This is a genomic window from Methylogaea oryzae (genome assembly GCF_019669985.1).
Classification (GTDB): domain Bacteria; phylum Pseudomonadota; class Gammaproteobacteria; order Methylococcales; family Methylococcaceae; genus Methylogaea; species Methylogaea oryzae.
The window spans coordinates 3,312,697-3,338,832 of sequence record NZ_AP019782.1; the positions used below are offsets into that span (position 1 = coordinate 3,312,697).

General features: G+C 62.1%; 18 protein-coding genes. 5 read left to right on the forward strand and 13 right to left on the reverse strand.

The window, feature by feature from the left end:
• Nucleotides 1–8: 8 nt before the first annotated feature.
• Both K5607_RS14620 and K5607_RS14625 read left to right on the forward strand, forming a co-directional pair.
• A complete protein-coding gene (locus K5607_RS14620; RefSeq protein WP_246598877.1) occupies nucleotides 9–1,601 on the forward strand; it encodes a GAF and HD-GYP domain-containing protein in 1,593 nt (530 codons plus the stop codon).
• A 22-nt stretch (nucleotides 1,602–1,623) separates the two neighbouring features.
• Nucleotides 1,624–3,849: a CHASE2 domain-containing protein gene (locus K5607_RS14625; RefSeq protein ID WP_221047447.1), complete on the forward strand. Its 2,226-nt coding sequence runs from the start codon at nucleotides 1,624–1,626 to the stop codon at nucleotides 3,847–3,849.
• Between the two features lie 8 nt (nucleotides 3,850–3,857).
• Here K5607_RS14625 and K5607_RS14630 read toward each other — a convergent pair whose 3' ends face one another.
• The 9 genes from K5607_RS14630 to murJ form a co-directional block, all read right to left on the reverse strand.
• Nucleotides 3,858–5,060 carry a glycosyltransferase gene (locus K5607_RS14630; RefSeq protein WP_221047448.1) on the reverse strand — a complete coding sequence of 401 codons (1,203 nt, stop codon included), beginning with the start codon at nucleotides 5,058–5,060 and terminating at the stop codon, nucleotides 3,858–3,860.
• Between the two features lie 56 nt (nucleotides 5,061–5,116).
• A complete protein-coding gene (locus K5607_RS14635) occupies nucleotides 5,117–7,399 on the reverse strand; it encodes a GspE/PulE family protein (RefSeq protein WP_082411354.1) in 2,283 nt (760 codons plus the stop codon).
• Between the two features lie 39 nt (nucleotides 7,400–7,438).
• Nucleotides 7,439–10,861, reverse strand: coding sequence for a two-partner secretion domain-containing protein (locus K5607_RS14640; RefSeq protein ID WP_221047449.1), 3,423 nt, complete (start codon nucleotides 10,859–10,861; stop codon nucleotides 7,439–7,441).
• Between the two features lie 11 nt (nucleotides 10,862–10,872).
• The gene (locus K5607_RS14645) at nucleotides 10,873–12,456 is read right to left on the reverse strand and encodes a ShlB/FhaC/HecB family hemolysin secretion/activation protein (RefSeq protein WP_221047450.1); all 1,584 of its coding nucleotides are present in this window, start codon (nucleotides 12,454–12,456) and stop codon (nucleotides 10,873–10,875) included.
• A gap of 26 nt (nucleotides 12,457–12,482) precedes the next feature.
• On the reverse strand, nucleotides 12,483–13,856 hold the full coding sequence (locus K5607_RS14650; protein WP_054772861.1) for a FecR family protein: 1,374 nt from the start codon (nucleotides 13,854–13,856) through the stop codon (nucleotides 12,483–12,485).
• 249 nt (nucleotides 13,857–14,105) lie between these two features.
• Entirely contained in the window at nucleotides 14,106–14,570 is a 465-nt protein-coding gene (lspA, locus tag K5607_RS14655) for a signal peptidase II (protein ID WP_054772862.1), read from the reverse strand.
• A gap of 9 nt (nucleotides 14,571–14,579) precedes the next feature.
• Entirely contained in the window at nucleotides 14,580–17,402 is a 2,823-nt protein-coding gene (gene ileS, locus K5607_RS14660) for an isoleucine--tRNA ligase (RefSeq protein ID WP_221047451.1), read from the reverse strand.
• A gap of 19 nt (nucleotides 17,403–17,421) precedes the next feature.
• Nucleotides 17,422–18,366 carry a bifunctional riboflavin kinase/FAD synthetase gene (gene ribF / locus K5607_RS14665; RefSeq protein ID WP_221047452.1) on the reverse strand — a complete coding sequence of 315 codons (945 nt, stop codon included), beginning with the start codon at nucleotides 18,364–18,366 and terminating at the stop codon, nucleotides 17,422–17,424.
• A 61-nt stretch (nucleotides 18,367–18,427) separates the two neighbouring features.
• Nucleotides 18,428–19,957 carry a murein biosynthesis integral membrane protein MurJ gene (gene murJ, locus K5607_RS14670; protein ID WP_246598879.1) on the reverse strand — a complete coding sequence of 510 codons (1,530 nt, stop codon included), beginning with the start codon at nucleotides 19,955–19,957 and terminating at the stop codon, nucleotides 18,428–18,430.
• A gap of 161 nt (nucleotides 19,958–20,118) precedes the next feature.
• Between murJ and rpsT the strand changes: the two genes are divergently transcribed.
• On the forward strand, nucleotides 20,119–20,391 hold the full coding sequence (rpsT, locus tag K5607_RS14675; RefSeq protein ID WP_054773947.1) for a 30S ribosomal protein S20: 273 nt from the start codon (nucleotides 20,119–20,121) through the stop codon (nucleotides 20,389–20,391).
• A gap of 83 nt (nucleotides 20,392–20,474) precedes the next feature.
• Here rpsT and K5607_RS14680 read toward each other — a convergent pair whose 3' ends face one another.
• From K5607_RS14680 to orn, 4 genes are all read right to left on the reverse strand, one after another.
• On the reverse strand, nucleotides 20,475–22,298 hold the full coding sequence (locus K5607_RS14680) for a GspE/PulE family protein (RefSeq protein ID WP_221047454.1): 1,824 nt from the start codon (nucleotides 22,296–22,298) through the stop codon (nucleotides 20,475–20,477).
• Nucleotides 22,299–22,451: 153 nt separating this feature from the next.
• Nucleotides 22,452–22,721 (reverse strand): hypothetical protein, encoded by a 270-nt coding sequence (locus K5607_RS14685; protein WP_162232399.1) that lies wholly within the window; start codon nucleotides 22,719–22,721, stop codon nucleotides 22,452–22,454.
• Between the two features lie 100 nt (nucleotides 22,722–22,821).
• A complete protein-coding gene (locus K5607_RS14690) occupies nucleotides 22,822–23,196 on the reverse strand; it encodes a YajD family HNH nuclease (RefSeq protein WP_221047455.1) in 375 nt (124 codons plus the stop codon).
• A 22-nt stretch (nucleotides 23,197–23,218) separates the two neighbouring features.
• Nucleotides 23,219–23,767, reverse strand: a complete 549-nt coding sequence (orn, locus tag K5607_RS14695; RefSeq protein ID WP_054773951.1) for an oligoribonuclease — start codon at nucleotides 23,765–23,767, stop codon at nucleotides 23,219–23,221.
• Between the two features lie 160 nt (nucleotides 23,768–23,927).
• Here orn and K5607_RS14700 point away from each other — a divergent pair, with 160 nt between their 5' ends.
• Together K5607_RS14700 and rsgA are read left to right on the forward strand one after the other, a co-directional pair.
• Nucleotides 23,928–25,169 carry a M48 family metallopeptidase gene (locus K5607_RS14700; RefSeq protein ID WP_221047456.1) on the forward strand — a complete coding sequence of 414 codons (1,242 nt, stop codon included), beginning with the start codon at nucleotides 23,928–23,930 and terminating at the stop codon, nucleotides 25,167–25,169.
• A gap of 7 nt (nucleotides 25,170–25,176) precedes the next feature.
• Nucleotides 25,177–26,082, forward strand: coding sequence for a ribosome small subunit-dependent GTPase A (gene rsgA, locus K5607_RS14705; RefSeq protein WP_221047457.1), 906 nt, complete (start codon nucleotides 25,177–25,179; stop codon nucleotides 26,080–26,082).
• The last annotated feature ends 54 nt before the right edge of the window (nucleotides 26,083–26,136 follow it).

The following is a 26,136-nucleotide window of genomic DNA, read 5'->3' on the forward strand; positions in this document are numbered from 1 at the left end:
GCAACACCGTGATTGAACGACTCGAACAGCTGATCGATATCGGCATAGCGCTGTCAGCGGAAACCGATCCCGTACGCTTGCAGGAGCGCATACTCGACAGCGCCCGGGCACTCACCCACGCCGACGGCGGCACCCTGTATTCGGTCAGCCGCGACGCGGTGAGCATCGTCATTTTGCGCAACGCCTCCTTGAACATGTCCATGGGCGGCAGCGGCGCGCCCCCCTGCACGCTCCCGCCCATTCCTTTATATAAGGAGGACGGCAGCCCCAATCTGAACAACGTAGTCACGTGCGCCGTTCATACCAACGCCACGGTCAACATCGCCGACTCCTACGATACGGAGAGTTTCGACTTCTCCGGCACGCGCCGTTTCGATACCCAAACCGGTTACCGCTCCACCTCGTTTCTCACCGTCCCCCTGCGCAACCACGAGAACGAGATCATCGGCGTACTGCAGCTCATCAACGCCACCCCGCCGGACACCGGCGTCGTTGCGCCCTTCGACAGCTATACCCAAAGGCTGGTCGAGGCGCTCGCGTCGCAAGCGGCCGTCGCCTTGACCAAGGAACAGCTCATAGGCGAAATGAAGCAGCTGTTCGAAGCGTTGATCCACCTCGTCGCAGACGCCATCGACCGCAAGTCGCCCTACACCGGCGGCCACTGCCGCCGTGTGCCTGCCATCACCATGGCCCTGGCCGAAGCCGCGCACAGCGAGTCGGATGGCCCGTTGAAGGATTTCCACCTCGACGATCAAGACCGCTACGAATTGGAGATCGCCGGCTGGCTTCACGATTGCGGCAAAATCACCACGCCGGAGTATGTGGTCGACAAGGCCACCAAGCTGGAAACCATTTGCGACCGCATTCACTTGGTGGACAGCCGCTTCGAAATCCTGATGCGGGACAAGGAAATCGAATGCCTTAAACGGCAACTGGAGCAATTGGGCGTCAAGGAACTCTCCCCGGAGCTGCAACAGGAGTTGCAAGCCAGTCATGCGGAGCTGAACGAGCAACGGCAATTCCTCCGGCGCAGCAACACCGGCAGCGAATTCATGAACGAGCAGGACCAGGAGCGCGTACGCATCATCGGCCAGCAAACCTGGCTATGCGACGGCCAGACAGCGCCGCTCCTCAGCGAAAATGAAATCCACAACCTGACCATCAGCCGCGGCACGCTGACGCCGGAAGAGCGCAAGATCATCAACGATCACATTCGCGCCACCATCGACATGCTAAACAACCTGCCGTTTCCCAAGCATCTGCGCCGGGTGCCGGAATACGCCGCCGGCCACCACGAACGCATGGACGGCAAGGGGTATCCCAACGGCTTGACGAGGGAGGAAATGTCCGTCCAGGCCCGCATACTTGGCATCGCCGACATATTCGAAGCGCTGACCGCCTGCGACCGGCCATACAAATCGGCGAAAAAACTGTCGGAAGCGCTGAAAATCATGGCCTTCATGAAGAAGGAAGGGCATATCGACCCGGATTTGTTCGAGGTATTTTTACGCCGGAAGGTATACCTGCAATATGCCGAGCAATATCTCAGCGCCGAGCAAATCGACGAAGTCAACGTCGAACAATTGCTGCTGATATCCTGAGACGCGCAAGGGATGGGGCGCCATGAAGGTCAAACTGCCGCGTAACCTTTCCCTCTATATTTCCAGCGCAATTCTAACGGTGTTGTTTTCGCTGCACGGCGCTGGCGCATTCAACCTGCCGCTGCTGCACAACCTGGAGCACAACCTCTACGACCTGCGCCTGCGCCTCACCGCCCCCAACCGCCAAGACCAACGCATCGTCATCGTCGACATCGACGAAAAAAGTTTGGCGCAGGAAGGCCGGTGGCCCTGGCCGCGCGCCAAATTGGCGCTATTGGTCAACATGCTGTTCGACTACTACAAAATCCAGCTGATCGGTTTCGACGTGGTTTTCGCCGAACGGGACGAAAGCTCGGGCCTGCCGGTGCTGGAAAAGCTGGAAGCCACGCTGCGCACCGACCAGGCGCTGCACGAAGCCGTTAACGCCCTCAAACCCAGTCTGGAATACGACCGCCTGTTCGCCGCCAGCCTGCGCAATCGCGCAGCCATCCTCGGCTTCGTCACCCGACCCGACGATGCCGCCAATGCCGGCGCGTTGCCGGCGCCGACCTTGCAGGCCCCAAATCCGCTGCCGGCGGCCTTGGCCAATTTGACGGAAGTCAAACGCTACACGGGCAACCTGCCGGAATTTCAGCAAGCCGCCCAGGGCGGCGGCTTTTTCGTCAACCCGCTATTGGACGAGGACGGCATTTTCCGCCGCCTGCCCATGCTGGTGCGCCAAGGCGATAAGATTTATCCGTCGCTGTCGCTAGCCATGTTCCAAGCCCTGCTGGGCCAGGCACCCATCCACTTGGACATCAGCGAGGATTACGGCGAGGCGGGACAGGGCAAGCTCGAAGCCTTGCAAATCGAGGGCTTCAGAATCCCGGTGGACGAGCAAAGCGGCGCGCTCATCCCTTACCTGGGCAAGCAAGGCAGTTTCCCCTACGTATCGGCCGTCGACGTTTTGAACGCCGCCACCGCCCCGGAGTTATTGCGCGGGAAAGTCGTGCTGCTGGGCACCACCGCCGCGGGCCTGCTGGACATGCGGTCCACGCCGTTGCAAAACGTCTATCCCGGCGTGGAAGTCCACGCCAACTTGCTGATCGGCATGCTGGACCAAACCATCAAAGAGCAGCCGGCCTATGTCAAAGGCCTGGAGTTCCTCCAAATACTGGCGGTGGGCTTGATCCTAACCCTATGGATTCCCCACCTGTCCGCCGGCCTGGGATCGATCGCCACCCTGGGAACCTTGGCGCTATTGATGGGCGTCAATCTGCTGGCTTGGCACAAGGGCGGCATCGCCATCGACGTCGGCGCGCCCATCGTGCTGCTGTTCCTGCTCTACGCCAACCAAATGTTTTTCGGGTATTTCATCGAAAGCCGCAACAAGCGGCGCTTGGCCGGGCAATTCGGCCAATACGTGCCCATGGAGCTGGTGGAGGAAATGAGCCAGCAGAACAGCGACTTCGGCGTGGGCGGCGAAAACCGCGAAATGACCGTGCTGTTTTCCGACGTGCGCGGCTTTACCACCATTTCGGAAGGCTTGGCGCCCAACGAGCTGTCCCAGCTGATGAACCAGTTCCTCACGCCTTTGACGCAGGTCATTCACAACCACAAAGGCACCATCGATAAATACATGGGCGACGCCATCATGGCTTTCTGGGGCGCGCCGCTGCGCGACGAAAGGCACGGCCTGCACGCCGTTCAGGCGGCGCTGGACATGATCCGCGCCTTGGGCGAGGTACAAGAGGACTTCAAGGCCCGCGGCTGGCCGCCCATCAAGATCGGCGTCGGCCTCAACAGCGGCGTGATGAGCGTAGGCAACATGGGTTCGGAGTTCCGCATGGCCTACACCGTGCTGGGCGATGCGGTTAATCTGGGCTCGCGCCTGGAGGGGCTGACCAAGCAGTACGGCGTCGACATCATCGTCAGTGAAACCACCAAGGCCGCCGCGCCGGAATACGCCTACCGGGAATTGGATCGAGTCCGGGTCAAAGGCAAGCACGAGCCGGTGGTCATCTACGAACCCTTGATGCTGCGGGACGAGCTGCCGGAAACCGCTCAAAGGGAGCTGGCGCGACACCAGAACGCCCTGGCGGCCTATCGCGGGCAAAACTGGACGTTGGCGGAAAAGCTGTTCGGCGATTTGCGCCAAGCCTATCCGGAGCGACTCCTTTATCAAATCTACCAGGAACGCGCCGTCCACTTCCTGCAACACCCGCCCGATGCGGATTGGGACGGGGTGTTCACCTTCCAAACCAAATAGGCTGCGATTCAAGCCCCGCCGCGCAACACCTCATCCATGCGCGCAGCGATACGCGACGCCGTTTCGTCCACTTGGTAGCCGGCGTGCCCGGCCGCCCAACGGTGAGCTGCCTGGGCGTATGATTCGGTGTGCAGCAAGTCCGCCAATAAAACGGCGTAGTCGGGAGCGGCCTGCTCTGGATGCACAACCACTGCCGTTCCCAGGCGCTGCGCGGCCATGGCCAGCAAATACTGCTCGAGTTGCATGGGCAACAACAGCAAGGGAACCCCGTGCAGCAACGCCGCATTGGTGACGCCGAAATTGGCGTGGCATATCACCAGATCGCAATCGTCCAGCAGGGGCGACAAGCGAACGGCCTCGCGAGCCAGCGCGAATCGGGGATTGCCAGCGATCGCCTCCGGCACCGCGCTCAATCCCTGCACGTACGCCACCACGCGGCACCCCGCGTTATCCAGGGCGCGCAGCAGCGCATCCAAGCCACGGTATTCCGATCTGGCGTAAAGAAAGACCCGTTTACCGACTCCCGCGGGCCACGCCACGGCGTCCCCCAGATCGCGCAGAAACAAAGGCCCCCAGTAGCCGGTCGGGCCACGTCCCTCGTAATGATCCAACTCGGCAAACGTGCAAAGGAAATCCTCCCGCACGTCGAATAAACCGGCCATGGATGCCAGCGGCGGCCGTTTCAAGGCGGACAGGCAAGTATTCACGACGCCCAGCATATGGGCGTCAATGGCGGCCAGCACACCTTCCGGCGCCGCTTGCCAAGAACGCATATCGGGCAAAGGCGTAAGCCTTGGCGGAGAATAAAAGCCGGTGCCCAACATCACCGCCGGCACGGCGGCGGCGCGCGCCGACAGCAACGCGGTGGGCGCGTATTCGGCCACGATCAAGTCGGGCCGCAGCAACGACCACAATCCCAGCCAGGCGCGCATCAGGGACATCAAGCCTTCGGCGGCCAAGTAGCCGTGCCGCGCCAGGATGTCGGAATAATTGAGGGGTGACTGTCCCAGTTCGGGATGGGATCTGAGCCAAATGGGCGCTTGCAGCAGGGCGAATCCTTGGCCGCGCAGGAGCGTCTCCATATCATGCAACTCGCGCACGATCAGGATCACTTCGTGCCCCATTTCGCGCAACTTGCGGGCCACCGGCAAGAAGCAGCCGGCGTGGCCCAACGCCGTGCCTAGCTCCCAAGCGATCGCTATCCTAGCCATGCGCCAAGAAATGTCGGCCTATCGGCGACGAGCCGCCGGTTGCATCGGCGTGCAACTTATTCAGCCGTGGTGCATTTCAACAGCTGAGAAACATCGCTCAAACCGCGGAGAATCTTCCATATACCGTCCTGGAACAGGGTGCGCATGCCCTCCTTGAGCGCCTGTTCGCGCAGCTCGGACACGGCGGCCCGGCGGCAAATCATCGCCTTCATCTCCGGCGTGGCAACCAGCAATTCGTGGATGCCGGTACGGCCGCGATAACCGCTGCCGCCGCACTTCTCGCAACCCACCGGACGGCACAGCTTGAGGTTGCCGGGATCGAATCCCAGTTCGGGGAAGAACTCCTCGCCATAGTAATGGACCAAGCGCCTGGCTTCCTCGGCGTCGGCGATGTATTCCTCCTTGCAGTCGCCGCATAAGGTGCGCAGCAATCGCTGCGCCAATACCCCGAGGAACGCGTCAGCGAAGTTGAGGGGATCCAAGCCCAAATCCAACAAACGGGTGATGGTTTCCGGCGCGGAGTTGGTGTGCAGGGTGGACAGCACCAAGTGGCCGGTCAGCGACGCTTCCACGCCGGTGTGGCAGGTTTCCCGGTCGCGCATTTCGCCGATGAGGATGATGTCCGGGTCGGCGCGCAAAAAAGCGCGCATGGCCGCGGCGAAATCGAAGCCGATCTTGGGCAGCACCTGTACCTGCTGCAAACCGGGCTGGGTAATTTCCACCGGATCCTCGGCGGTCCAGATTTTTTTGTCCGGCTGATTGAGGTAGCCCAGCACGGCGTGCAAGGTCGTGGTCTTACCGGAACCGGTAGGCCCCACCACCAGGAAAATGCCGTGGGGATGGCTGACCAGCGACTGGATCTGCTCGTAGTTGCGCTGCGATAAATTGAGCTTTTCCATGGGCAGCGCGCCGGCGCCGGCGAGCACGCGCAACACCGCGCTTTCGCCGTTGACGGTGGGAATGGTGGCGACGCGCAACTCCACCTGGCGGTTGCCGATTTTGAGCTTGCACTTGCCGTCCTGGGGTTTGCGCCGCTCGGCGATGTCCAGCCGCGACATGATCTTGATGCGCGACAGCACCGCGCCGGAATGGCTAGCGGGCACTTGCAGGATTTCCCGGCAAGAACCGTCCACGCGCATGCGCACCTTGGTGGACGCGCGCTCCTTGCCCGGCTCCACGTGAATATCCGACGCCCCCATGGCGACGGCGTCGGCGATGATTTTGTTGACCAGCTGGATGATGGGAGCGGCGTTTTCATCCAGGCCGGGCTCCCTGTCCTCCTGCTCCTCGTTGACCACCGCGGCTTCTTCTTCCAACTGCCCCATGATGGTGCCGAGGTCCACCGTCGCCGCGGCGCCGGTCTCGCCGAGAAAACGCAGAATGTCTTCCGGCAAGGACACGCGCAGGGTGATATTTTCCGCCCGCAAAACACGCTGAATTTCCAGGATACGGTTGTGGTCGGCGGGATCGTCGATGGCGATGGTGACCCGCTTGCGGTCCCCCTCCAGCGGAATGCACAACAGCTTTTTCAAATAAGCCGTCTTCACTTCGGACATCATATCCGCCGGCAACTGAATGGCCGGATCGTAGGCCTGGTAAGGCACTTGGTAGAACATTTCCAGCGATTTGCCCACCGCCTCCGCCGGAATATGCATGTCGTCGATCAACAGCCGCGAAGGATGCACGCGCCGCCTGGCGGCCTCGTCCAGCAATTGCTCGAGCTTGTCGCTGCCGATCAAGCTTTGCTGCACCAGATACATATAGGGCGAGCCGGTAGCGCTCACATCTTCCTGGAACTTGGTGGCGATGATTTTGGCGATGTGCATGGCGATCTTGCCGTCCATCTCCGAAAAAGCGCCTTCGTCCTTCTTGTTGATGATTTGCAAGACGCCCAGCAAGACCTTGTTGATCATGATGGGCACCACGATCATGGAACGGGTGCGGAAGCCGGTTTTTTCGTCGAAGCTACGGTCGAAACGCAAGTTGGAGTGCAGCTTTTTCAGCGCCGCCTCATCGTAAACGTCATTCAGAAACAACGGCTGCTGAGTTAGAGCCACAAACCCCGCAATGGACGAAGGCGACAGCGGCACCCGAATTTCCTTAACGTCGGAACCGGTTTTAAAGCGGGAAACGATGTCGTTTTCCGTCTTCAAGCGCTGATAAATCGTCATGCGTTCGGCGCCGAGCAGCGTCAATATCTGCGGCTCGATCTGCCCGTAAATGCCGGCGAAGGAAGACGCGTCATGCACCAGGTCATGCAAAACCTTGAGCCGTACCCGCGCATCGTTCTCCAACGACGACGCCCGGGTTGTCGAGCTCTCGCTTAATCCAGTGCTCATGAAGTCCCCGTCAAAGTCATTACGTTAACCATTGATAACCTATTTCTTACAGGACTTCGGCGCGCCGTTGCCATCGCTTCCGCCGGAGTTCGTCATATCGGAAGAACTCAGCGTGGCGATGATTTGGTTAACGGAAGCGTCGAAAACGGTATCCTGCAGCGCGGGGTTACTGCTGACGAAACTGCTTGCGCTCCCAAGCGATACGGTCAAACCTCGGCCGTCATACGAATAATCGATGCCCAGCGTGGCCGGATAATGCTCCACCGTGGAGAAGGAGCCATAGAGGCCGCCGGTTGTTTCTATAGCCCGGTGGGGATTGTTGCCGAAACCGTCCCAGAGGATAAACAGCGAGCCGGCCATCGTGGCGGAGCCGCGCACATTCAGCGAGCCTGGCGTGATGCTGTTGTATAGGCGGCCGCTGTAATCCGATCTATCCAAAAAGCCGTAGGCCGCCGGGGAAGAAATGGCGATACCCAGTTGACCCGTGGGCGTTTGCACGTAATTGCCGTTGAGGGTAAGCGGGCCGCCCCAAAGGTACAGGCCTCCGGCGTTGGTGAAGGTGCCGCCATTCAGATTCACCGTGCCGGTCCCCTCGAAAGTGCCGGCGCCTCCGTTGGAACCGTTAGCCAGCATCTGGCTCATAGTAATCGGCAAAAGGCCGCCGCTCACCGTCACCGAAGACGCCGTCAGCGTGCCGTAATCCAGGACGGTGTCGCCGTACGATAATTGGGTATAGGCGCCCCCGACGTTCAGCGATCCAGCGATATAGGTTTCCCAATTGGAATTATAATTCCCGCCAATATTCACCGACGCATCGGACTCGATGCCCAGCCAGCCGACATCGATGCCGTTGTTGATATTGAACGTACCGTTGCCAAACCAAATCTCGCCGGTTTTGTCCGTATTGGAAATAGCGCCGTTGAAAGCTCGCGTTATCGCGCCGGAGGCGCCGTAAAAATCGATCCATGCGTTATTGCGCAGGCTGTATGTACCGCGATCCGTGCCGCCGGATGTGACCCACATCCCGCCGCCGTTCAGGTTAACGGCTCCCGCGTTGCTGAAGGAACCGGATATTCCCGCCCAGCCGCCATTGATGTTGAAGGTTCCGTTGTTATTGAAAACGCCTTTCAGGTTGGCGGAATAGTTCCCCAGATTGACGGTTCCGTCATTGGTGAAGGTGGAAGAGTATCCGGTCGTGAAAGGACCGCTATTCAAATTCAACGTTCCCTTGTTGGAGAACACCCCATCGAAAGTGACGGCATTACTCACGTTGATGGTGCCGCCGGAACTATTCACCAAGCCCTGGCTGCTATTGCCGCCCAGCACGCCGTTATACGCTGAAATATTCAACGTACCCTGGTTGTTCAGCGAAGCGGAATCCCACAGCTTCAACGTGGTCAAGTTGTTTCCGCCCCAATTGATGGTGCCGGTATTTGTCCAGGTGCGACTATCTGTTAACTCGACAAGATTCTTGTTGATGGTGGTTGTGCCGAGGGTTTTCAGCGTTGAACCTGACCCGCCAATAACGCCTTGCGTCCAATTGAAGGAATTTTTTACCTCGATGCTGTTATTGCTGTTGAGCTGGCCGCTCAAATTCAACGTGTTTACCGAAACCGGCCCGTTCAGCGTTACGAAGTTGGAAAACTTCTGGGGCAGCGTGCTGGTGCCGGTGGCCGATAAAGAACCGTTGGTGATATTCAGGGTATCCGCGTTGATGCCGCCGCCGGCCGTGATGGTGACGGACGAGGTGTTGCCGAAATTCAGCGTGCCCGATGCGGCGTTGGTACCGCTTTGAATATCGATCGTGCCGCTGCCGACATTCAACTCGCCGCCGTTGAAATAGACCTGCCCGCTGGTGCTGCCTTGGTAGTTCGCCCACAGCTTCAAATTCAGGGAATTGCTGCCGTTGCTCAATATCCCGCCGGAGTTGAACTTGATGTCGTTGCCGGCTTTCAAGGTCAGGGTATTCGTACCGCTATGCGACAGGTTCAAAAGGGCCGCCCAGGTGATGTTGCCGCCGGCCTGCAGCGTTACGCCGCCGCCATAACTGGACAGCGAGCTGGCGATGGTCGATACGTTGATACTCGCTCCGGCGGCCGCGGTTTGGAACAGGCTGGCGCAGCACACCGATGGGCTGATATTGGCATCCGTGGTGCTCACCGTCAGGTCGTCGGGATCGATCAACCACATGCCACCCAAACCATGGGAGGCGCCGGTATCGGGCGCATTGAGCAGTTCAAACCCTTTCTTGCCCGAAGTCTCAACGAATCCGCCGTTGCCGGACACGGCCCCGCCGCGGGCGCTCAGATGGCCGTAGATGCGCGCGGTGTCGTCCGCATAAGCGATGACGGTGCCTCCGTTGCCGGTATCCAGGGCGTCGGCATGCACCTGGGCGTCCTGGCCTATGTAGACGAATTCGGCCCGCTGGGTCGTTCCTCCGCCTTCCTGGTCGCCGCCGATATGCACCGTACCGCCGCCGGTCTTGCCGGAAGCGTTCACCGCCGCCTGGTCTATCAGTCCGACGTTGCGACCCAACAGCTCCACGGTGCCGCCGACGCCGTCGCTGCCCTTGGCTTCCACCGTCCCTGACACCAAGGTCGTGCCGCCTTGGCTCTGAACCAATACGCTGCCGCCGGCGGGACCGTTGGCGTGGGTCTGGCTGGCGGCCTCCAAGGTAACGTCGCCTTGCGCCACCAGGTGAATCCGGCCGCTTTTATCGACCTCAACGCTGTCGGCGCTTATCGCGCCACTGCTGCGAATCGCGCCCGCGAAAACGTCGATGCTGCCGCCGCCGTTGGCCATCAACTGGCCGATATTCAGAACCTTGTCTTCGGGCGCCTGGATTTCGAAGCGCACTTGCGGCGCGTCCATGCTGGTCAGCGTCAACTTTTCACCGGCGGCCAGCACCAAGTGGCCGCCGTCGCTTTGAATCAAGCCGCTATTTTCGATGTTGGGAGAAATGAGCACGACGCTGCCGCCGTTGGTGACGTGGATGACGCCGTAATTTTCGATTTTCCCCGGCCCCGGATTGACGAACAGGTAGTTGCCGCGCAGGAAGTCGTCGTTGCCGATATTGAGGGTGGAAGCCAGGAAGCCGGCGGTGTCCACCATGGAGCCCTGGCCGAAAACGATGCCGTTGGGGTTGATGAGGAATACCTGGCCGTTGGAGAGCAGCTGCCCCAGAATGGCGCTGGGATCCTGCCCCACCACCCGGTTGAGCACGGCGCTGTCGGCGCTTTGCTGTATGAAACGGGTGATTTCGCCGGCCGGGATGGAAAAGCCCTGCCACTCGATAATGGCGTTGGGGCTGTTGGCGATATCGAGCACGCCGGCTTGGCTCGCGTCGAACACCACTTGGCCGTTTACCACGTGGGGGCCGGTGGGGTTGGCGCGTCCGGCGGGCGCCAACGCCGCGCTCACGGCCAGGAAAACCAACAATGATCCCTGCTTCAATTCACCCATGGGCGTGGCTCCTAAAACCGGTAGTAAAGCATGGCGTTCACCTTGCCCGAACCGCTGGTGGTTCCGGTTACCGGCCCTGTCTGCGTGGTGCGGGCATCGTCAAAGGCATAGGCCAGATCAACCGCCACCACAAAATTGTTTTTCAAATTCAGCCGCCCGCCAAGGCCGGTGCTACGCAGCAGCAAGCTTTCTTTTTGGCCGGCCAGGGTATGCAGCATCTTGCCGCTGGCATGGTCGTAGAAAGCCAGGAAATTCACGTCCTTAACCCATTGCGGCGTCCATATTTCGCCCCGATAGATATTGCCGATATCCGCCGCCATTTCGCGTTCCGCGTAGCCCCGCACCGTGGTCATGCCGGCCAGGCCCAATTGCTCGGCGGCAATCAGCGGCTCATCCGTATACTGGCCGCTCAGCTGGTTGCGGAAAGTCCATTCCCCGGGCAAGCTGACGTCCAGAAACGCGCCATAACGCCATACGTCCCAGTCGTCCTTGGCGCCCGCGCGGGATTTCGCGTAAATCACGTCGGTGTTGCCCGGCCCCCCGTTGAGGTTTCTCGCCCAGCCCACGTTGAAGCCGCCGCGCAAAAACTCCCAGGTCATCTCGTTACGGTAATTCAGGCTGATCGGCCGGCTGACCACGCTCACGCCCAAATCCTGTTTTTGCAAGCGGCCAAACAACACGTGGTTATTGAAGGTTTTGTCGTCATAACCCACGTCCAGCCAGTGCTCATAGCTGGCCAGCTTGGGTAGATACTGGGTGTAATGCACGCCGCCGATATCGCCGGACCCGCTCACGTCGAACAGGCCGGCGATGGTGCCCGCGTCGGAATCGGAACGTAGCCAATAGCCGGTCACCCAGCCGCGGGTGGCGTAGACCGGCAACTGGTAGCTGAAGCCGTATTGCTTGATCTCGTCGAAGTGGTCAGGAGAAAAGGCGAAGTTGACGTTGAGCACGTGATCCAGCCCAAGGAAGTCCGCGTGCTGAAAGCCCAAAGCCATGCGATAACCGCCGGTATCCCGCGTGCCGCGGGTATTCATCATGAACGAAAAATGTTCCGGACGTTCGTCCTCCACGTTCACCTTGGCGGCCAGGCTTTCCGTTTTGCTTCTCTGCTTGTAGGTAAGATTCAGCTTCTTGTTGGGGTGGTAGTTGGCCGACCGCAAGTCTTGCACGATGGCGTCGTTGTCCGGCACTTCGCCGATGCGCAAGGACGGCAAGCTGCCCAGCACGCTTTCCTTGCTGTAATGCTGGTTGCCCTCCACGACTACTTCAGCCAGCTTATAAACCACCACTTTCAGCTGCACCACGCCGCCATCGCCCAATTTCTGGGGGGGCACGACGACCCGGTGAAACGCCAGGCCCTTTTCACGGATAGCCTGCTCCAGCGCCTTGGCCGCTTCGTTCAGGCCGTTCAGGTCTTGGCTGCGTTGCGAAAAAGCGGTTAACACGGCTTGCGTTTCCGCAGCGCTCAACGGGTTTTCGCCAGCCACCTCGAACCGCTCCACGCGGAACTGGATGTCCGCGGCGCACACCGCGCCCGCCAGCATCAAGCCGGCCACCAGTAACCGCAACGCCCCCCCCGCCAACTTATGCATAAGCCCGTCCCCCGCTCAAACGCCCATCAACTGCATGCCGCCGATCCGGAACCACCGTTAGGGTCTCCGCCGCCGCCCGGCAGGCTTTGGAAACCGTCCTCTCCGCCATCGCCATCCCCGGCGTCGCCTGTATTGCTCATGGCCGTACCGCCCTCGGAATTCGTTTTGGAACTTTGCTTGTCGCCCAGTTCGGTTTTTCCGCCCTTCTTGTCTTCCACGACCACCTTGCCGTCGCCCTTGGCCTGCACGGTCAAGGACGGCCCGGGCTTTGGCGCGGAGTTGAACATCAGCGCCGGGTCCACCTGGACATTCTCCGGAGACGGCGTCATCTGCTCGAAACGCAACATGAAAGGCGGCTCGCCCGGTAAGGTGTTTTGAGGGCTGTTGGGACCGGCGATATAACCGGTCTTGCCTTCGCCCAAATCGTATGTGCCCGCCCCCGTCTGCTGCCAAACCCCGCCATGATTCACGTGGGTGTAGCCGCCCGGGGGGCTGCCGTTAAGCGGCGCCGGCAAATGATGGTGGTAAAAGACCGTGCCGCGTATGCCGATGGTGGCGACCGGGGTCACCAACTGCACGTTTTCCTTCTTTTCTTTGCCGATGGCGCCGGTTAGGGCACGAATACCGCCGGCGATCAAACGTAGGGCTTGGGTATTGTTGGCATTGTCGCCGGGCTGATAGCGGAAAGCGGTGATTTCCAGCTCGCTGCCAGGTTGAACGGTGGTTTTGGAGCCGTCGCGAAACACCAGCACCGCATAAGCGTCGCCCTGGCTACGCACCCTTTCCTTTTCGTAGAGCGGATTGCCCGTCGCCAAGTCGCGGGCGGCGCCGTTGACGCCGATAGCCTCCACCTTGCCCTGGGCCTGCGCCACCCGCGCCACGGAATTGTCCGGCTTGGCCGGCTCGGCGGCCGCTTTGCCGTCGCAATCCTTGTCGCAAATGCGCGCGTTGAAACCGGCGCCCTGGCTTTTGATGGAAGCCACGGGCGTATCCACCTGGAATTTCTCAGGATTGCTCTTGGCGATCTGGCCCACGTCGGCGCTGATGCCGCCTTTTTCCAGTACCAGCTGGGCCTCCTGCGCTCCCTGCGTCGCGTATTTCTGCACGCGGAAACTGCTGTTGGGACGAATGGTGATGCGCGCCTTATCGGCGAACTCCACGACAACAAAGCTGTCGTTGCCGGTCTGGATCAAATCGCCCTCGTAAATTTCCGCAGCGGATCCCAACAACCTCGGCGCGTTGTCCGCCCCCTCCACCAGGGCCGCGCAAGCGCCCCGGGAAAACACGACGTGACCGGCCACCACCCCGGCCCACGCCGGGGACCAAGCGCCCGGCAACAGCCCGGCGATTAGCGCCAACAGCGGAACCAGGCCGATTCTCAGTGCTTTGGCATTCGACATTCCAAGCCCCTATCCCTATACGATATTACGCGACCAGCCAAAAATTGTAGCACCCATAGTATAGGGATTATCCGTAACCCAACTATCCAGTTCCGTCTTATTCTCCTAATCGTTGCGGTGCCACTTTAAGCATCGGTAAAGTATGCATCATCCACAATCCCGCCTCCATAGCCGGTAAACCCGGCACAAACAAAAAATCCAGGGGGTAATCCCTGGATTTTTTTTGGCGAGGCTAGGTGCGGCTTAACCTTAAACCGATTCGGATCCCCAAAAGGCGTCGATCAGCAGTAAAGCCACCCCCACAGTGATGGCCGAATCCGCCACGTTGAAAGCGGCGAAATGCCAATCGCCCACGTGGAAATCGAAAAAGTCGATGACGTAACCGTAAGCCGCACGATCGACGAGATTGCCCACGGCACCGCCCAGCACCAGGGAAAACCCCGCCGCCTGCCAGTGCTGGCCGGCCTTCAGCTGCCATAGCCAGCGCGCCAGTATGCCGCTGGCCGCGACGGCCAAGCCCATGAACAACCAGCGCTGCCAGCCGCCCGCATCACCCAAAAAGCTGAAAGCGGCGCCGGTGTTGCGCACATAAGTCAGGTTGAACACCGGCAACAGGACGACGCTTTCATACAGCTTGAAAGCGGCGTCCACCCACAGCTTGCTGGCTTGATCCAGCACCAGCACCGCCACCGACAGCCATAACCAGCGCAGCATCACGGCACCTCAGGCGAAACGGCGGCTTTCGCCGGCGCCGGCCACGTTGTCGGCGCAACGGCCGCACAGCTCGGGATGGTCGGCGTGGCTGCCCACGTCCTCGCGGTGGTGCCAGCAGCGCACGCACTTGGCTTGCCCGGTGGCCAAAGCGCGAATTTTCACGCCGGCCACGTCGCCGCTCACGGCATCGGCCGGCGCCTGCTCCAGCGGCAAGACGCGGGCATCGGAGGTAATCAGGACAAAACGCAGCTCGTCGCCCAAGCGTCCCAGCAATTCCTGGTGCTCCGCGTCGCAATACAGCTCCACCTCGCCCGCCAGGGACGAGCCGATGGCGCCGGCCACCCGCAGCTTTTCCAATTCCTTGCTGACGGTTTCCCGCACCGCCAAAGTCCGCTCCCAGAAATCCCGGCCCAAGCGTGCGTCCTCGAAGGACTGCAAACCGTCGTACCAGGTGGTGAGGAACACCGAATCGGCTTTCTCCCCCGGCAGGTATTGCCAGATTTCCTCGGCGGTGAAGCTCAGGATTGGCGCCAGCCAGCGCGCCAACGCCTGCACCAGACGGTACATCGCGGTCTGGCCGGAGCGGCGCGCGACGCTGTCGGTACGCAGGGTGTAGATGCGGTCCTTCAGCACGTCCAGGTAGAAGCTGCCCAGGTCCACCGAACAGAAGTGGTGAACTTTCTGGTAGACCAGGTGGAACTGGTAGCTGTTATAGGCTTCGACCACTTCCTGCTGCAACTGCCAGGCCTTGTCCACCACCCAGCGGTCCAGGGCCAGCATGTCCTCCGGCTGGACCAGGTCGCGGGCCGGCTCGAAGCCGTCCAGGTTGGCCAACAAATAGCGGGAGGTATTGCGCAAGCGGCGGTAGACGTCGGAGACGCGCTTCAAGATTTCGTCCGACACGCGCATTTCGGCGCTGTAGTCGGTGGCCGCCACCCACAGGCGCAGCACGTCCGCGCCCAGGCTGTTGAACACCTTTTGCGGGGCGACCACATTGCCCTTGGACTTGGACATCTTGTTGCCGTGCTGGTCCACGGTGAAGCCGTGAGTCAGCACCTGCTTATAGGGTGCCTCGCCGTGCACGCCGATAGACGCCAGCAAGGACGACTGGAACCAGCCGCGGTGCTGGTCGGAGCCTTCCAGATACAGATCGGCCGGGAAGTGCAGGTCGTCGCGGCGGCTCAACACGGCGTAGTGGGTCACGCCGGAGTCGAACCACACGTCCAGGGTGTCCTTGATCTTGCTGTAGTCGGCGGCTTCCGCCCCCAGCAGCTCTTCCGGCTCCAGCTCGAACCACGCATCGATGCCCTTCTCTTCGATGCGCTGGGCCACGGTCTCGATCAATTCCGCCGTCTTGGGGTGCAGTTCGCCGGTCTGCTGGTGCACGAACAGGGTGATGGGCGCGCCCCAGGTGCGCTGGCGCGACACGCACCAGTCGGGACGGCCGTTGACCATGCCTTCGATGCGCGCCTGGCCCCAGTCGGGAATCCACTGCACTTTGTTGATTTCGCCCAGCGCTTTGCTGCGCAGGCCGTTGTGGTCCATGGCGATGAACCATTGCGGCGTGGCGCGGAAGATCACCGGCGTCTTGTGGCGCCAGCAGTGGGGATAGCTATGCTCCAGCGCGGCTTCCTTCACCAGGGCGCGGTGTTCCTTCAGCACTTCCACCACATGGGCGTTGGCGTTCATCACGTGTTCGCCGGCGAAAATTTCCGTGCCGGGCAGGAACACGCCGTTGTCGCCCACCGGATTGTCCACCGGCAGACCGTAGCGCTGGCCCACCACGAAGTCTTCCTGGCCGTGGCCGGGCGCGGTATGCACGGCGCCTGTGCCGGCGTCCGTGGTGACGTGCTCGCCGACGATGACCGGCACCCGGCGGTAGTAGAACGGATGCTGCAACAGCGCGTGCTCCAGCGCCGCGCCCTTGCCGTAGGCCACGACGCGGTAGTCTTCCACGCCGTAGCGGCCCATGGTGTCTTTCAACAGCGCTTCGGCGATCAGCAGCCGTTCCGGGCCGTCTTCGCCCGCACACTGCACCAGGGCATAATCCAGCTCCGCGTTGAGGGCCACGCCCTGGTTGGCGGGCAGGGTCCAGGGCGTGGTGGTCCAGATCACCACCGACACCGGCCCCTCGCCGGCATGGCCGTCCACGTGCTGCAATCGCTGGAGGAAATCGGCCTCGTCCACCGCCTTGAAGCGCACGTCGATGGCGATGGAACGCTTGTTCTCGTACTCCACTTCGGCTTCCGCCAGGGCCGAGCCGCAATCGCAGCACCAGTACACAGGCTTCACGCCCTTGGTCAAATGGCCGTTGGCGCACACCTTGCCCAGGGCGCGCACGATGTCGGCCTCGAACTTGAAATCCATGGTGAGATAGGGATTGTCCCAGTCGCCGAACACGCCCAGACGGACGAAGTCCTTACGCTGGCTGTCCACCTGCACGGCGGCGTAGTCGCGGCAGGCTTTGCGGAATTCGGCAGGCGTCACTTTCACGCCGGCCTTGCCCACTTTCTTTTCCACCTGCAATTCGATGGGCAGGCCGTGGCAGTCCCAACCCGGCACGTAGGGAGCGTCGAAGCCGTCCAGGGTCTTGGCCTTGACGATGATGTCCTTGAGCACCTTGTTGACGGCGTGGCCGATGTGGATTTCGCCGTTGGCGTAGGGCGGACCGTCGTGCAGCACGAAGCGGGGACGGCCGGCGGACGCAGCGCGGATCTTCTGGTAGATGCCCTGCTCCAGCCAGCGCTGCACCTGCTCGGGTTCGCGCTGGGACAGGCCGGCCTTCATGGGGAAATCGGTATGCGGCAGATTGAGGGTGCTTTTGTAATCCATCGTCATTAAGTCAGGCTAGTTAGGGCAACAAATTCCGCTGCGCCAGGAAAGCGCGGGCTGCCAGAGCGTCGCTTTGGATTTGGGCGCGCAGCATTTCCATGGAGGAAAACCGCTGCTCGTCGCGCAGCTTGCCGTGGAAACGCACTTCCACCAGGCGCTGATAGATATCTTGGTGAAAATCGAACAGATGGGTTTCCAGCAACACCGCGCTGCCGCCGTCCACGGTGGGCCGCTGGCCGACGTTGGCGACGCCGGCCAATTCGCGGCCGTTTATGCCCCGCATTGTAACGGCAAACACCCCTTTGACCGGAACGTTTTTGCGGCGCAGCGCCAGGTTGGCGGTGGGAAAACCCAATACCCGCCCCAACTGGTTGCCGTGCACCACCCGGCCGCACACGGCGTAAGGCCGGCCCAGCAAGCGCTCGGCCAGGGCGCAGTCGCCAGACATCAACGCCTCCCGAACCCAGGTGCTGCTGACCCGGCGGCCGTCCATGGCGAAGGTCGGGGTATCGGCCACGGCATACCCCGCGGCCTCACCCGCTCGGCACAGCAGGTCGAAATCCCCGCGCCGCGCCCGGCCGAAGCGGAAATCGTCGCCCACCACCAAATATTTCACCCGCAAACCGTCGATCAGGGTTTCCCGGATGAACGCCTCCGGCTCCTGCTCCGCCAACCCCCGGTCGAACCGCAATAGCAGCGCATAATCCACCGGCAATTGGGCCAGAGCCTGGATTTTCTCCCGCAAGCGGCACAAGCGCCCCGGCGCTTGGTCGGGCTGAAAATATTCGCGCGGCTGCGGCTCGAACAACGCCACCACCACCGGCAATCCCATGCACCGCCCCTGTTCCGCCAGCCCGCGAATCAACGCCTCGTGCCCCCGATGCACGCCGTCGAACGTGCCGATGGTAGCCACGCACCCCAGGGGCAAGGCCGGCAAATTAGCGATTCCGCGGACAATGCGCATGTCGATTTACGGTGAAAAAGGCATAAGGGCGCGATTTTACCAGCGAGCAAGCCAAATCGGCCTATGCCTCGCCGCCGCGCAGGGACAAATGACGCGGCCGCATGCCGCAAAGCCACAGGCACAGGCCGTAAACGCCGGCGCCGGCGACAACCCACAGCAACAAATGGCCGGCCCGCTCCGCCTTGTCCCAACCGGCCCATTCGCCCCTATCGGCCCAGCGGAACAGCCACAGGCCCATGGCCGCATTGGCAACGGCCATGCGGCCGAAAAACTCGCCCCAGCCCGGTGCCGGCTGGTAAACGCCGTCCTTGAGCAGCTTGCGCAACAACAACCCGGAATTGAGCAGAGCCGCCAAAGCCGTGGCTAAGGCCAAGCCGGCGTGGGCCAGCCAAGGCGCCAGCGCAAAACTGAGGACGATATTGGCCGCCACCGCCACCACACCGTAGCGCACCGGGCTTCGGGCGTCCTGCCGAGCAGAATAGCCCGGCACCAGCACTTTCACCGCCACGAAACCAACCAAACCCAGGCTATAAGCCAACAAGCTTTGGCCGGCCATGCGCACGTCGGTGGCGGTGAACTCCTCGTATTCGAACAATACCGACAGGATAGGCTCGGCCAATAACGCCAACCCGACGGTCGCCGGCAAGCCCACGGCCGCCACCCAGCGCAATGCCCAATCCAGCGCCAAGGAAAAGGCCCCCGCCCGCCCGCCGGAATGGTTCAAGGACAGGGCCGGCAGCACCACCGTACCCAAAGCCACGCCGAACAGGCCCACGGGAAACTCCAGCAGCCGATCCGAGTAATACAGCCAGGACACGCTGCCGGACGCCAGCAGCGAAGCCAGTACAGTATTGAGCAACAGATTGATCTGCGTCACCGACACGCCGAACAGCGACGGCCCGATCAACCCCAGAATGCGGCGCACGCCGGCGTCGCCGAACCCCCAGCGCAACCGCGGCAACAGCCCCAGCCGCCATAGGGCCGGCGCCTGGAACAGCAACTGCGCCGCGCCGGCGACGGACACGCTCCAGGCCAGAGCCAGCATGGGCTCGTCCGACAAGGGAGCCAGCCACAGGGCGGCGGCGATCATGCACAGATTGAGGATGACCGGCGTAATGGCCGGCACGGCGAAACGGCCGAAAATATTGAGGATGCCGCCGGCGAACGCAGTCAGGGAAATGAAAAACAAGTAAGGGAAAGTCACCCGCAGCAGTTGCACCGCCAGATCGTACTGCCGCCCCTCCTGGGCGAAGCCCGGCGCGAACAGCAGGATCACCCACGGCGCCGCCGCCATGCCGATGGCCGTCAGCGCCAGCAGCAACGAGGCCAGCGCGCCCGCCGTGCCGTCGATAAAGGCTTTCAATTCGGCATGACCGTTGTTCTGCCGGCATTCCGACAGCGCCGGCACAAAAGCCTGGGCGAATGCCCCTTCGGCGAACAGCCGGCGCAGGAAGTTGGGGATTTTGAAAGCCACGAAAAACGCATCGGTAGCGGCCGTAGCGCCGAACGCCTGGGCAATCGCCATATCGCGCACGAAACCCAGCAGCCGCGACACCAGAGTCATGCCGCCAACCACCGCTGTGGACTTCATCAACCGCCCGCTCAACCCCGTCTCCAGCCACGTTCGCAAAAGGCCGCAGTATAATGCCGCGCCGGGCTGGCCGACAGCAAATAAGCATTGACAAAAATCCCCCGATTCAACACAATGCGCCTCTTACGAATTTCTTTCGACAAAGGTTAAGGGGACAAGCTTTGGCTAACATTGCATCCGCGAAAAAGCGCGCCCGCCAAGCGGAGCAGCGCAGAGAACACAACGCTGCCATGCGCAGCCGCCTGCGCACACACGTTAAGAAAGTTCTCGTGGCCGTGCAGACCGGCGACGCCGCTCAAGCACAAGCCGCTTTCCGCGAAGCGCAGCCGATCATCGACTCCGCCGTGAACAAAGGCCTGATCCACAAGAACAAGGCCGCTCGTCACAAGAGCCGCCTGAACGCCAAGGTGAAGGCGCTGGCCCTGGCTTCCTAAGGCTAGGCGCAAGCTGCGAAAAAGGCCGGCTCAGCCGGCCTTTTTTATTGCCCGAAATTCGCTCGCCGCGCGCGGCGCCAGGCTTACTTGACGCAGACGGCGCGTACCTGATGGATGTCGGTGTACCCCTGGAAGCATTTCACGATGCCGTCCTGCTTCAAGGTGCGCATGCCTTCGTTATAAGCGGCCAGCAGCATATCCGGCACCGACGCGCGCTCCAGGATCATGCGCTTGACGCGCGGCGACGCCACCAGCAATTCGTGCAAAGCGACGCGCCCCCGATAACCGCTGTTCTCGCACGCCTCGCAGCCCCTGGCGCGATACAACCGCGGCTTGCCGTCTTCGCCCCGGTGCTGGCCCCATTCCTCCAACACCGAGTAGCGCATCACCTCGACCTGGTCCGGATGCACGTCGGGCGGCAAGGTTTCCGCCGTGTACTCGCGGAACAAAGGCCCCAGCGTCTCGTATTCCACCACGTACCCCTCCTTGCAAGCGGGACATAGGCGCTTGGCCAACCGCTGGGCCAACACCCCCAGCAGCGCGTCGGAGAAATTGAAGGCGTTCATCCCCATATCCAGCAGCCGCACCACCGACTCCGGCGCGCTGTTGGTGTGCAGGGTGGAAAACACCAAATGCCCGGTGAGGGAGGCCTCGATGGCGACGGAGGCGGTTTCCTCGTCGCGCATCTCCCCCACCATGATGATATCCGGGTCGGCGCGCAGAAAGGTGCGCATGCAGCCGGCGAAGGTGATGCCGATTTTCTGGTTCACCTGCACTTGGCGCAGCCCGTCCTGGGTGATTTCCACCGGATCCTCGGCGGTCCAGATTTTGCGCCCCGGCGTGTTCAAATGGCCCAGCACCGAATGCAGGGTGGTCGTTTTGCCCGACCCGGTGGGGCCGCACACCAAAAACAGGCCGTAAGGCTTGGCGATCAACTGCTTGATGTTTTCCAAATTGCTCGGCGTCAGCAACAAATCGTCCAACGGCAAACGCTCGCTGCCCGCCAACAAGCGCATCACCACGTCCTCCATGCCGCCCGCCGTCGGCACGGTGACCACGCGCAGCTCCAGCTTGGCCGGGCCGAATTTGCTGAAGTCGATCTTGCCGTCCTGGGGCTTGCGGCGCTCGGCGATATCCAGGCCGCACATCACCTTGACCCTGGCCACGATGGCGTTGCGGTAGTGGAAAGGCAACTCGGCGTAATTCACCAAGGTGCCGTCTTTGCGGAAACGGATGAGGCTCTTGCGCCGCCCCGAATAAGGCTCGATATGGATATCCGACGCACGCTGCTCATAGGCGTCCAGGATCATGCGATTGACGAACTTGACCAGGGCGTTGTCCGACTCCGACAACTCGTAACCGAGGTCGTCCGCCTCCGATTGGCTGTCGTCCAAAATGGACGCCAACAAGTCGATATTGCCGCTGTAATAACGCTCGATAGCCCACAGCACCTCCTCCTCCGGCGCCAGCACCGGCTCCAGCGTCATGCCGGTGTGAAAGCGCAGCTGTTCCAGCGGCGCGGGGTCCATGGGATTGGCCACGGCGACGACCAGGGACGAGTTCAGCACGCATAGCGGCATCGCCTTCAATGACGTAGCCAGCTTTTCGGGAACCAAGCGCAGGGCATCCACGGAAGCCTTGAAGCGGCGCAAATCCACCCGCGGCACCCCGACCTGAATGGCGATCGCCCGATTCAAATCCATCGCGCTGATGACGCCCTGCCGCAACAGCACGTCCTCCATGCGCAAGCCGGGCTGCTGCACTTGGAGCGCCAGCGCCGCCCGTAACTGCGCTTCCGTTATCAAGCCTTCCCGCAACAAAACGCCGCTCAGCTTGGCATAGGGCTGGGGGGATTGGCGCGTCAACGCGGCAGCCAGCTCCTCCACCGAGGCGACGGGGGCGTCCAAAGCCCCAACTGGGCGCTCAGTCATTGGATTTAGCGGATTCATAATGGACGGGGTAGCGACTCGTGTCCGAAGGGCTGGTCCCGCTACGGCGGCAAGGCAAGGAATGCAGCGATGGCGAAACCTAAATCAACCGCGGCTTCGCCCCGCCGCGGATCACTCCTCCGCTTCCCGCGTCAGCTCCGAAGCTTGTTTCGCCGCGCGCCGGGCGGCGGCGGCGTGATGCTTGGCGTCTTGCTCTTTCCCCGCCCGGTAAGCCTCGGCCGCCGCCTTGTGGTGATTGGCCGCTTCCTGGCTGGCTTTCGCAGCTTGCTCGTGCGCTGCCGCTAGGGTTTGGTGCTGGATAGGCGCCTGCTGCAGGCTCACCGCCGAGGCGGCCAGGGGAAAGCCGATGGATAGGAGAATTGCCGGCAACCGCTTTTTCATGATGGACACCTTTGGCGTTGCGGTGGACGAGCCGGCCGGAACGGCCGGAGTCGCGAACACTATAGCCTTATCGCGGCCCGGGCGAAACGATGAAGCGAACTTAGTCCCGCTTCAGCAGCGCCTTGAGATCGGCGAAAGGCTGCTGGGTAATGGCGGACTTGCCGTTGCCGCCCAAACCGCCGTTGCCCGCTTCCAGGTAGCGGGAATGCTCGTTGTCGTGGCAATACAGGCACAACAGCTCCCAATTGCTGCCGTCGGGTGGATTGTAATCGTGGTCGTGGTTGCGGTGATGGACGGTGAGCTCGTGCAGGTTGGCGTGGGTGAATTCGCGGGCGCAACGGCCGCAGACCCAGGGATACATTTTCAGCGCCCGCTCCCGATAGCCTTTTTCCCGCTCCTCCCGGTTTCGGCGGGCTTCGGCGACGACTTGGTCCAGCTTGCTGCTGTTGGCTGAAGGCTTGGCTCTGGAAGGCATGCTTATCTCCGGTGTGGCGGACTCAAGGCAAACGGATGAAATGCTCGCGGTAGTAACGCAGTTCCTCGATGGACTCGCGGATGTCGTCCAGGGCCTGGTGGGTATTGCGTTTCTTGAAACCGTCCTTGATCTGCGGCGCCCAGCGGGCGGCCAGTTCCTTGAGCGTGGACACGTCCAGGTGGCGATAGTGGAAATAACGCTCCAGCTCGACCATCTCCCTGACGAGAAAGCGCCGATCCTGGCAAATGCTGTTGCCGCACATGGGGGAAGCGCCGGCCGGCACCCACTCTTTGAGAAATTCCAGCGTCAGCCGCTCGGCCTCGGCCACGCCGATGGTGCTTTCCTTCACCCGCTTCACCAACCCCGACTCGCCGTGGGTTTTTTGATTCCACGCGTCCATGCCGGCCAACGCCGCTTCCGGCTGGCTGACGGCGATCACCGGACCTTCGGCCAACACGTTCAAGTGCTTGTCGGTAACGATCGTGGCGATTTCGATGATGCATTCCTTTTGCGGATCGAGCCCGGTCATTTCCAGGTCGATCCAAATGAGGTTTTCCTTGTCTTGCGGCATGGCGGCATCGGGTCTCAGTCAAATTGGCATTCATTTTAGCAAAGGCAGCGCCGCCGCGCGGCCCAACCGCCGAAGGCTTCCCGAAAGCCGCCGCGTAGTCGGAAAAAACCAAGGCTTAGGTTAAGCTGTTGCGCAATATATCCAGACTGAAGACCGCTCCATGAACACCATGACCACCGTTTTCCTCGCCGCCCTCACCGTCGCCCTCGGCCTGCAAACCTGGCTATGGCGGCGCCAGGCGGCCCACGTCAAAGCCCACCGGGGCGAGGTGCCGGCCGCCTTCCGCGACAGCTTTCCCCTGGAATCCCACCAAAAAGCCGCCGACTACACCCTGGACAAGGGCAACCTGGGCGAGAAGGAAAGAGCCTTCGGCGCGCTAGTCACCCTGGGCTTCACCCTGGGCGGGGGCATCGACTGGATCGCCGGCCTGTGGAGCGCCAGCAGCTGGTCCGCCACGCTGCAAGGGATGGCCACCATCCTCACCTTCTTCTTGGCGGCGCAGTTGCTGGACCTGCCCTTCGACCTGTACCGCACGTTCGTGCTGGAACAACGCCACGGTTTCAACCGCAACACGCCGCGCCAGTTCGCCACCGACCTGCTCATGCAGTGGGCCTTGACCCTGGCCCTGGGCGGGCCGCTGCTGTGGCTGATCCTGTGGGTGATGGACGGCGCCGGCCTGTGGTGGCTGTGGGCTTGGGCCATCCTGATGGGCTTCTCCCTGGTGATGGCCTGGGCCTATCCCACCTTCATCGCGCCGCTGTTCAACCGTTTCACGCCCCTGGCGGACGACGCCCTGCGCAGCCGCGTCGAAGCCCTGCTGGAACGCTGCGGCTTCCACAGCAAGGGCATATTCGTCATGGACGGCTCGCGCCGCTCCGGCCACGGCAACGCTTATTTCACCGGAATAGGCAACAACAAGCGCATCGTCTTCTTCGACACCCTGCTCACCACCCTCAACCACGACGAAGTGGAAGCGGTGCTGGCCCACGAGCTGGGCCACTTCAAGCGCAAGCACGTGGTGAAAATGCTGGGCGTGAGCGCCACCACGACCCTGGCCGGCTTCGCCCTGCTGGGCTGGCTGGCCGGCAACGACTGGTTTTACCACGGCCTGGGGGTGTCGCAGCCGTCCAACGCCGCCGCCTTGATGCTGTTCATGCTGGTCAGCCCCAGCTTCACGCTGTTCCTGCAACCGCTGATGGCGATGTTCCAGCGCAAGAACGAATTCGAAGCAGACGACTTCGCCGCCGAGCACGCCAAGTCCACCGCCCTGGTCAGCGCCCTGGTCAAACTGTACCGGGACAACGCCAGCACCCTGACGCCGGACCCCGTCTACTCCGCCTTCCACTACAGCCACCCGCCGGCCGCCGACCGCATCGGCCACCTGAACGCCAAAACCGCCTGACCGCCCCATGAGCGAGCGGCGGCAAGGCCTGGTGGTCGCCCACCTGGGCAAGGGGCTGGCGGTGGAAGGCCCGGACGGCCGCGTGCTGGCCTGCCACACCCTGCGCCAGCTGGGCAGCGTGGCGGTGGGCGACCAAGTGCTGTGGGAACCCTGCGGCGACGACCAGGGCCGGGTGGTAGCAGTGCTGCCGCGCCGCAGCGAGTTGCTGCGCCCGGCCCACGGCGGCAAAACCCGTTTGGTGGCGGCCAACCTGGACCAAGTCCTGGTGGTGATGGCGCCGGAACCGGAGCCCGACTTCCTGCTGGCCGACCAAATCCTCGCCGTGTGCGAACACCGCGACATCGGCGCCGTCCTGCTGTTCAACAAAATCGACCTGTTCGACGGCGACGCGGAGGTGGAAAGCCAGTTGCAAGGCTACGCCGCCATCGGTTACCCGCTGCTGCGCGTCAGCGTCAAACAGGGCGCCGGCATGAGCGAACTGCAAGCGGCGCTGGCGGGCAAAACCAGCATGCTGGCCGGCCAGTCCGGCGTGGGCAAATCCTCCATCAGCCGCGCGCTATTGCCCGAGCACGACATCCGCGTCGGCCACATCTCCGCCCTCAGCGGCCTGGGCCGCCACACCACCACCGCGGCGACGCTCTACCATCTGGCAGCCGGCGGCGACCTGATCGACAGCCCCGGCGTCGCCGTATTCGGCATGGCGGACATGACCCCCGCCATCCTGGCCCAGAATTACCGCGACTTCCAACCCTTCCTGCCCCGCTGCCGCTACAACGACTGCGCCCACATCAAAGACCAGGGCTGCGCCCTGCGCGAGGCGGTGGAAAAAGGGGAAGTCAGCGATAGCCGCTACCGGCGCTATTTGAAACTGCTGGAAAAACTGCCGAACCTGCGACCGGGCGACTCCCGCTAAAGCGGGAGCGCCGCCGAATTCCGCGCACAGCCCGGTTCCCGAAGCACCGTTGGG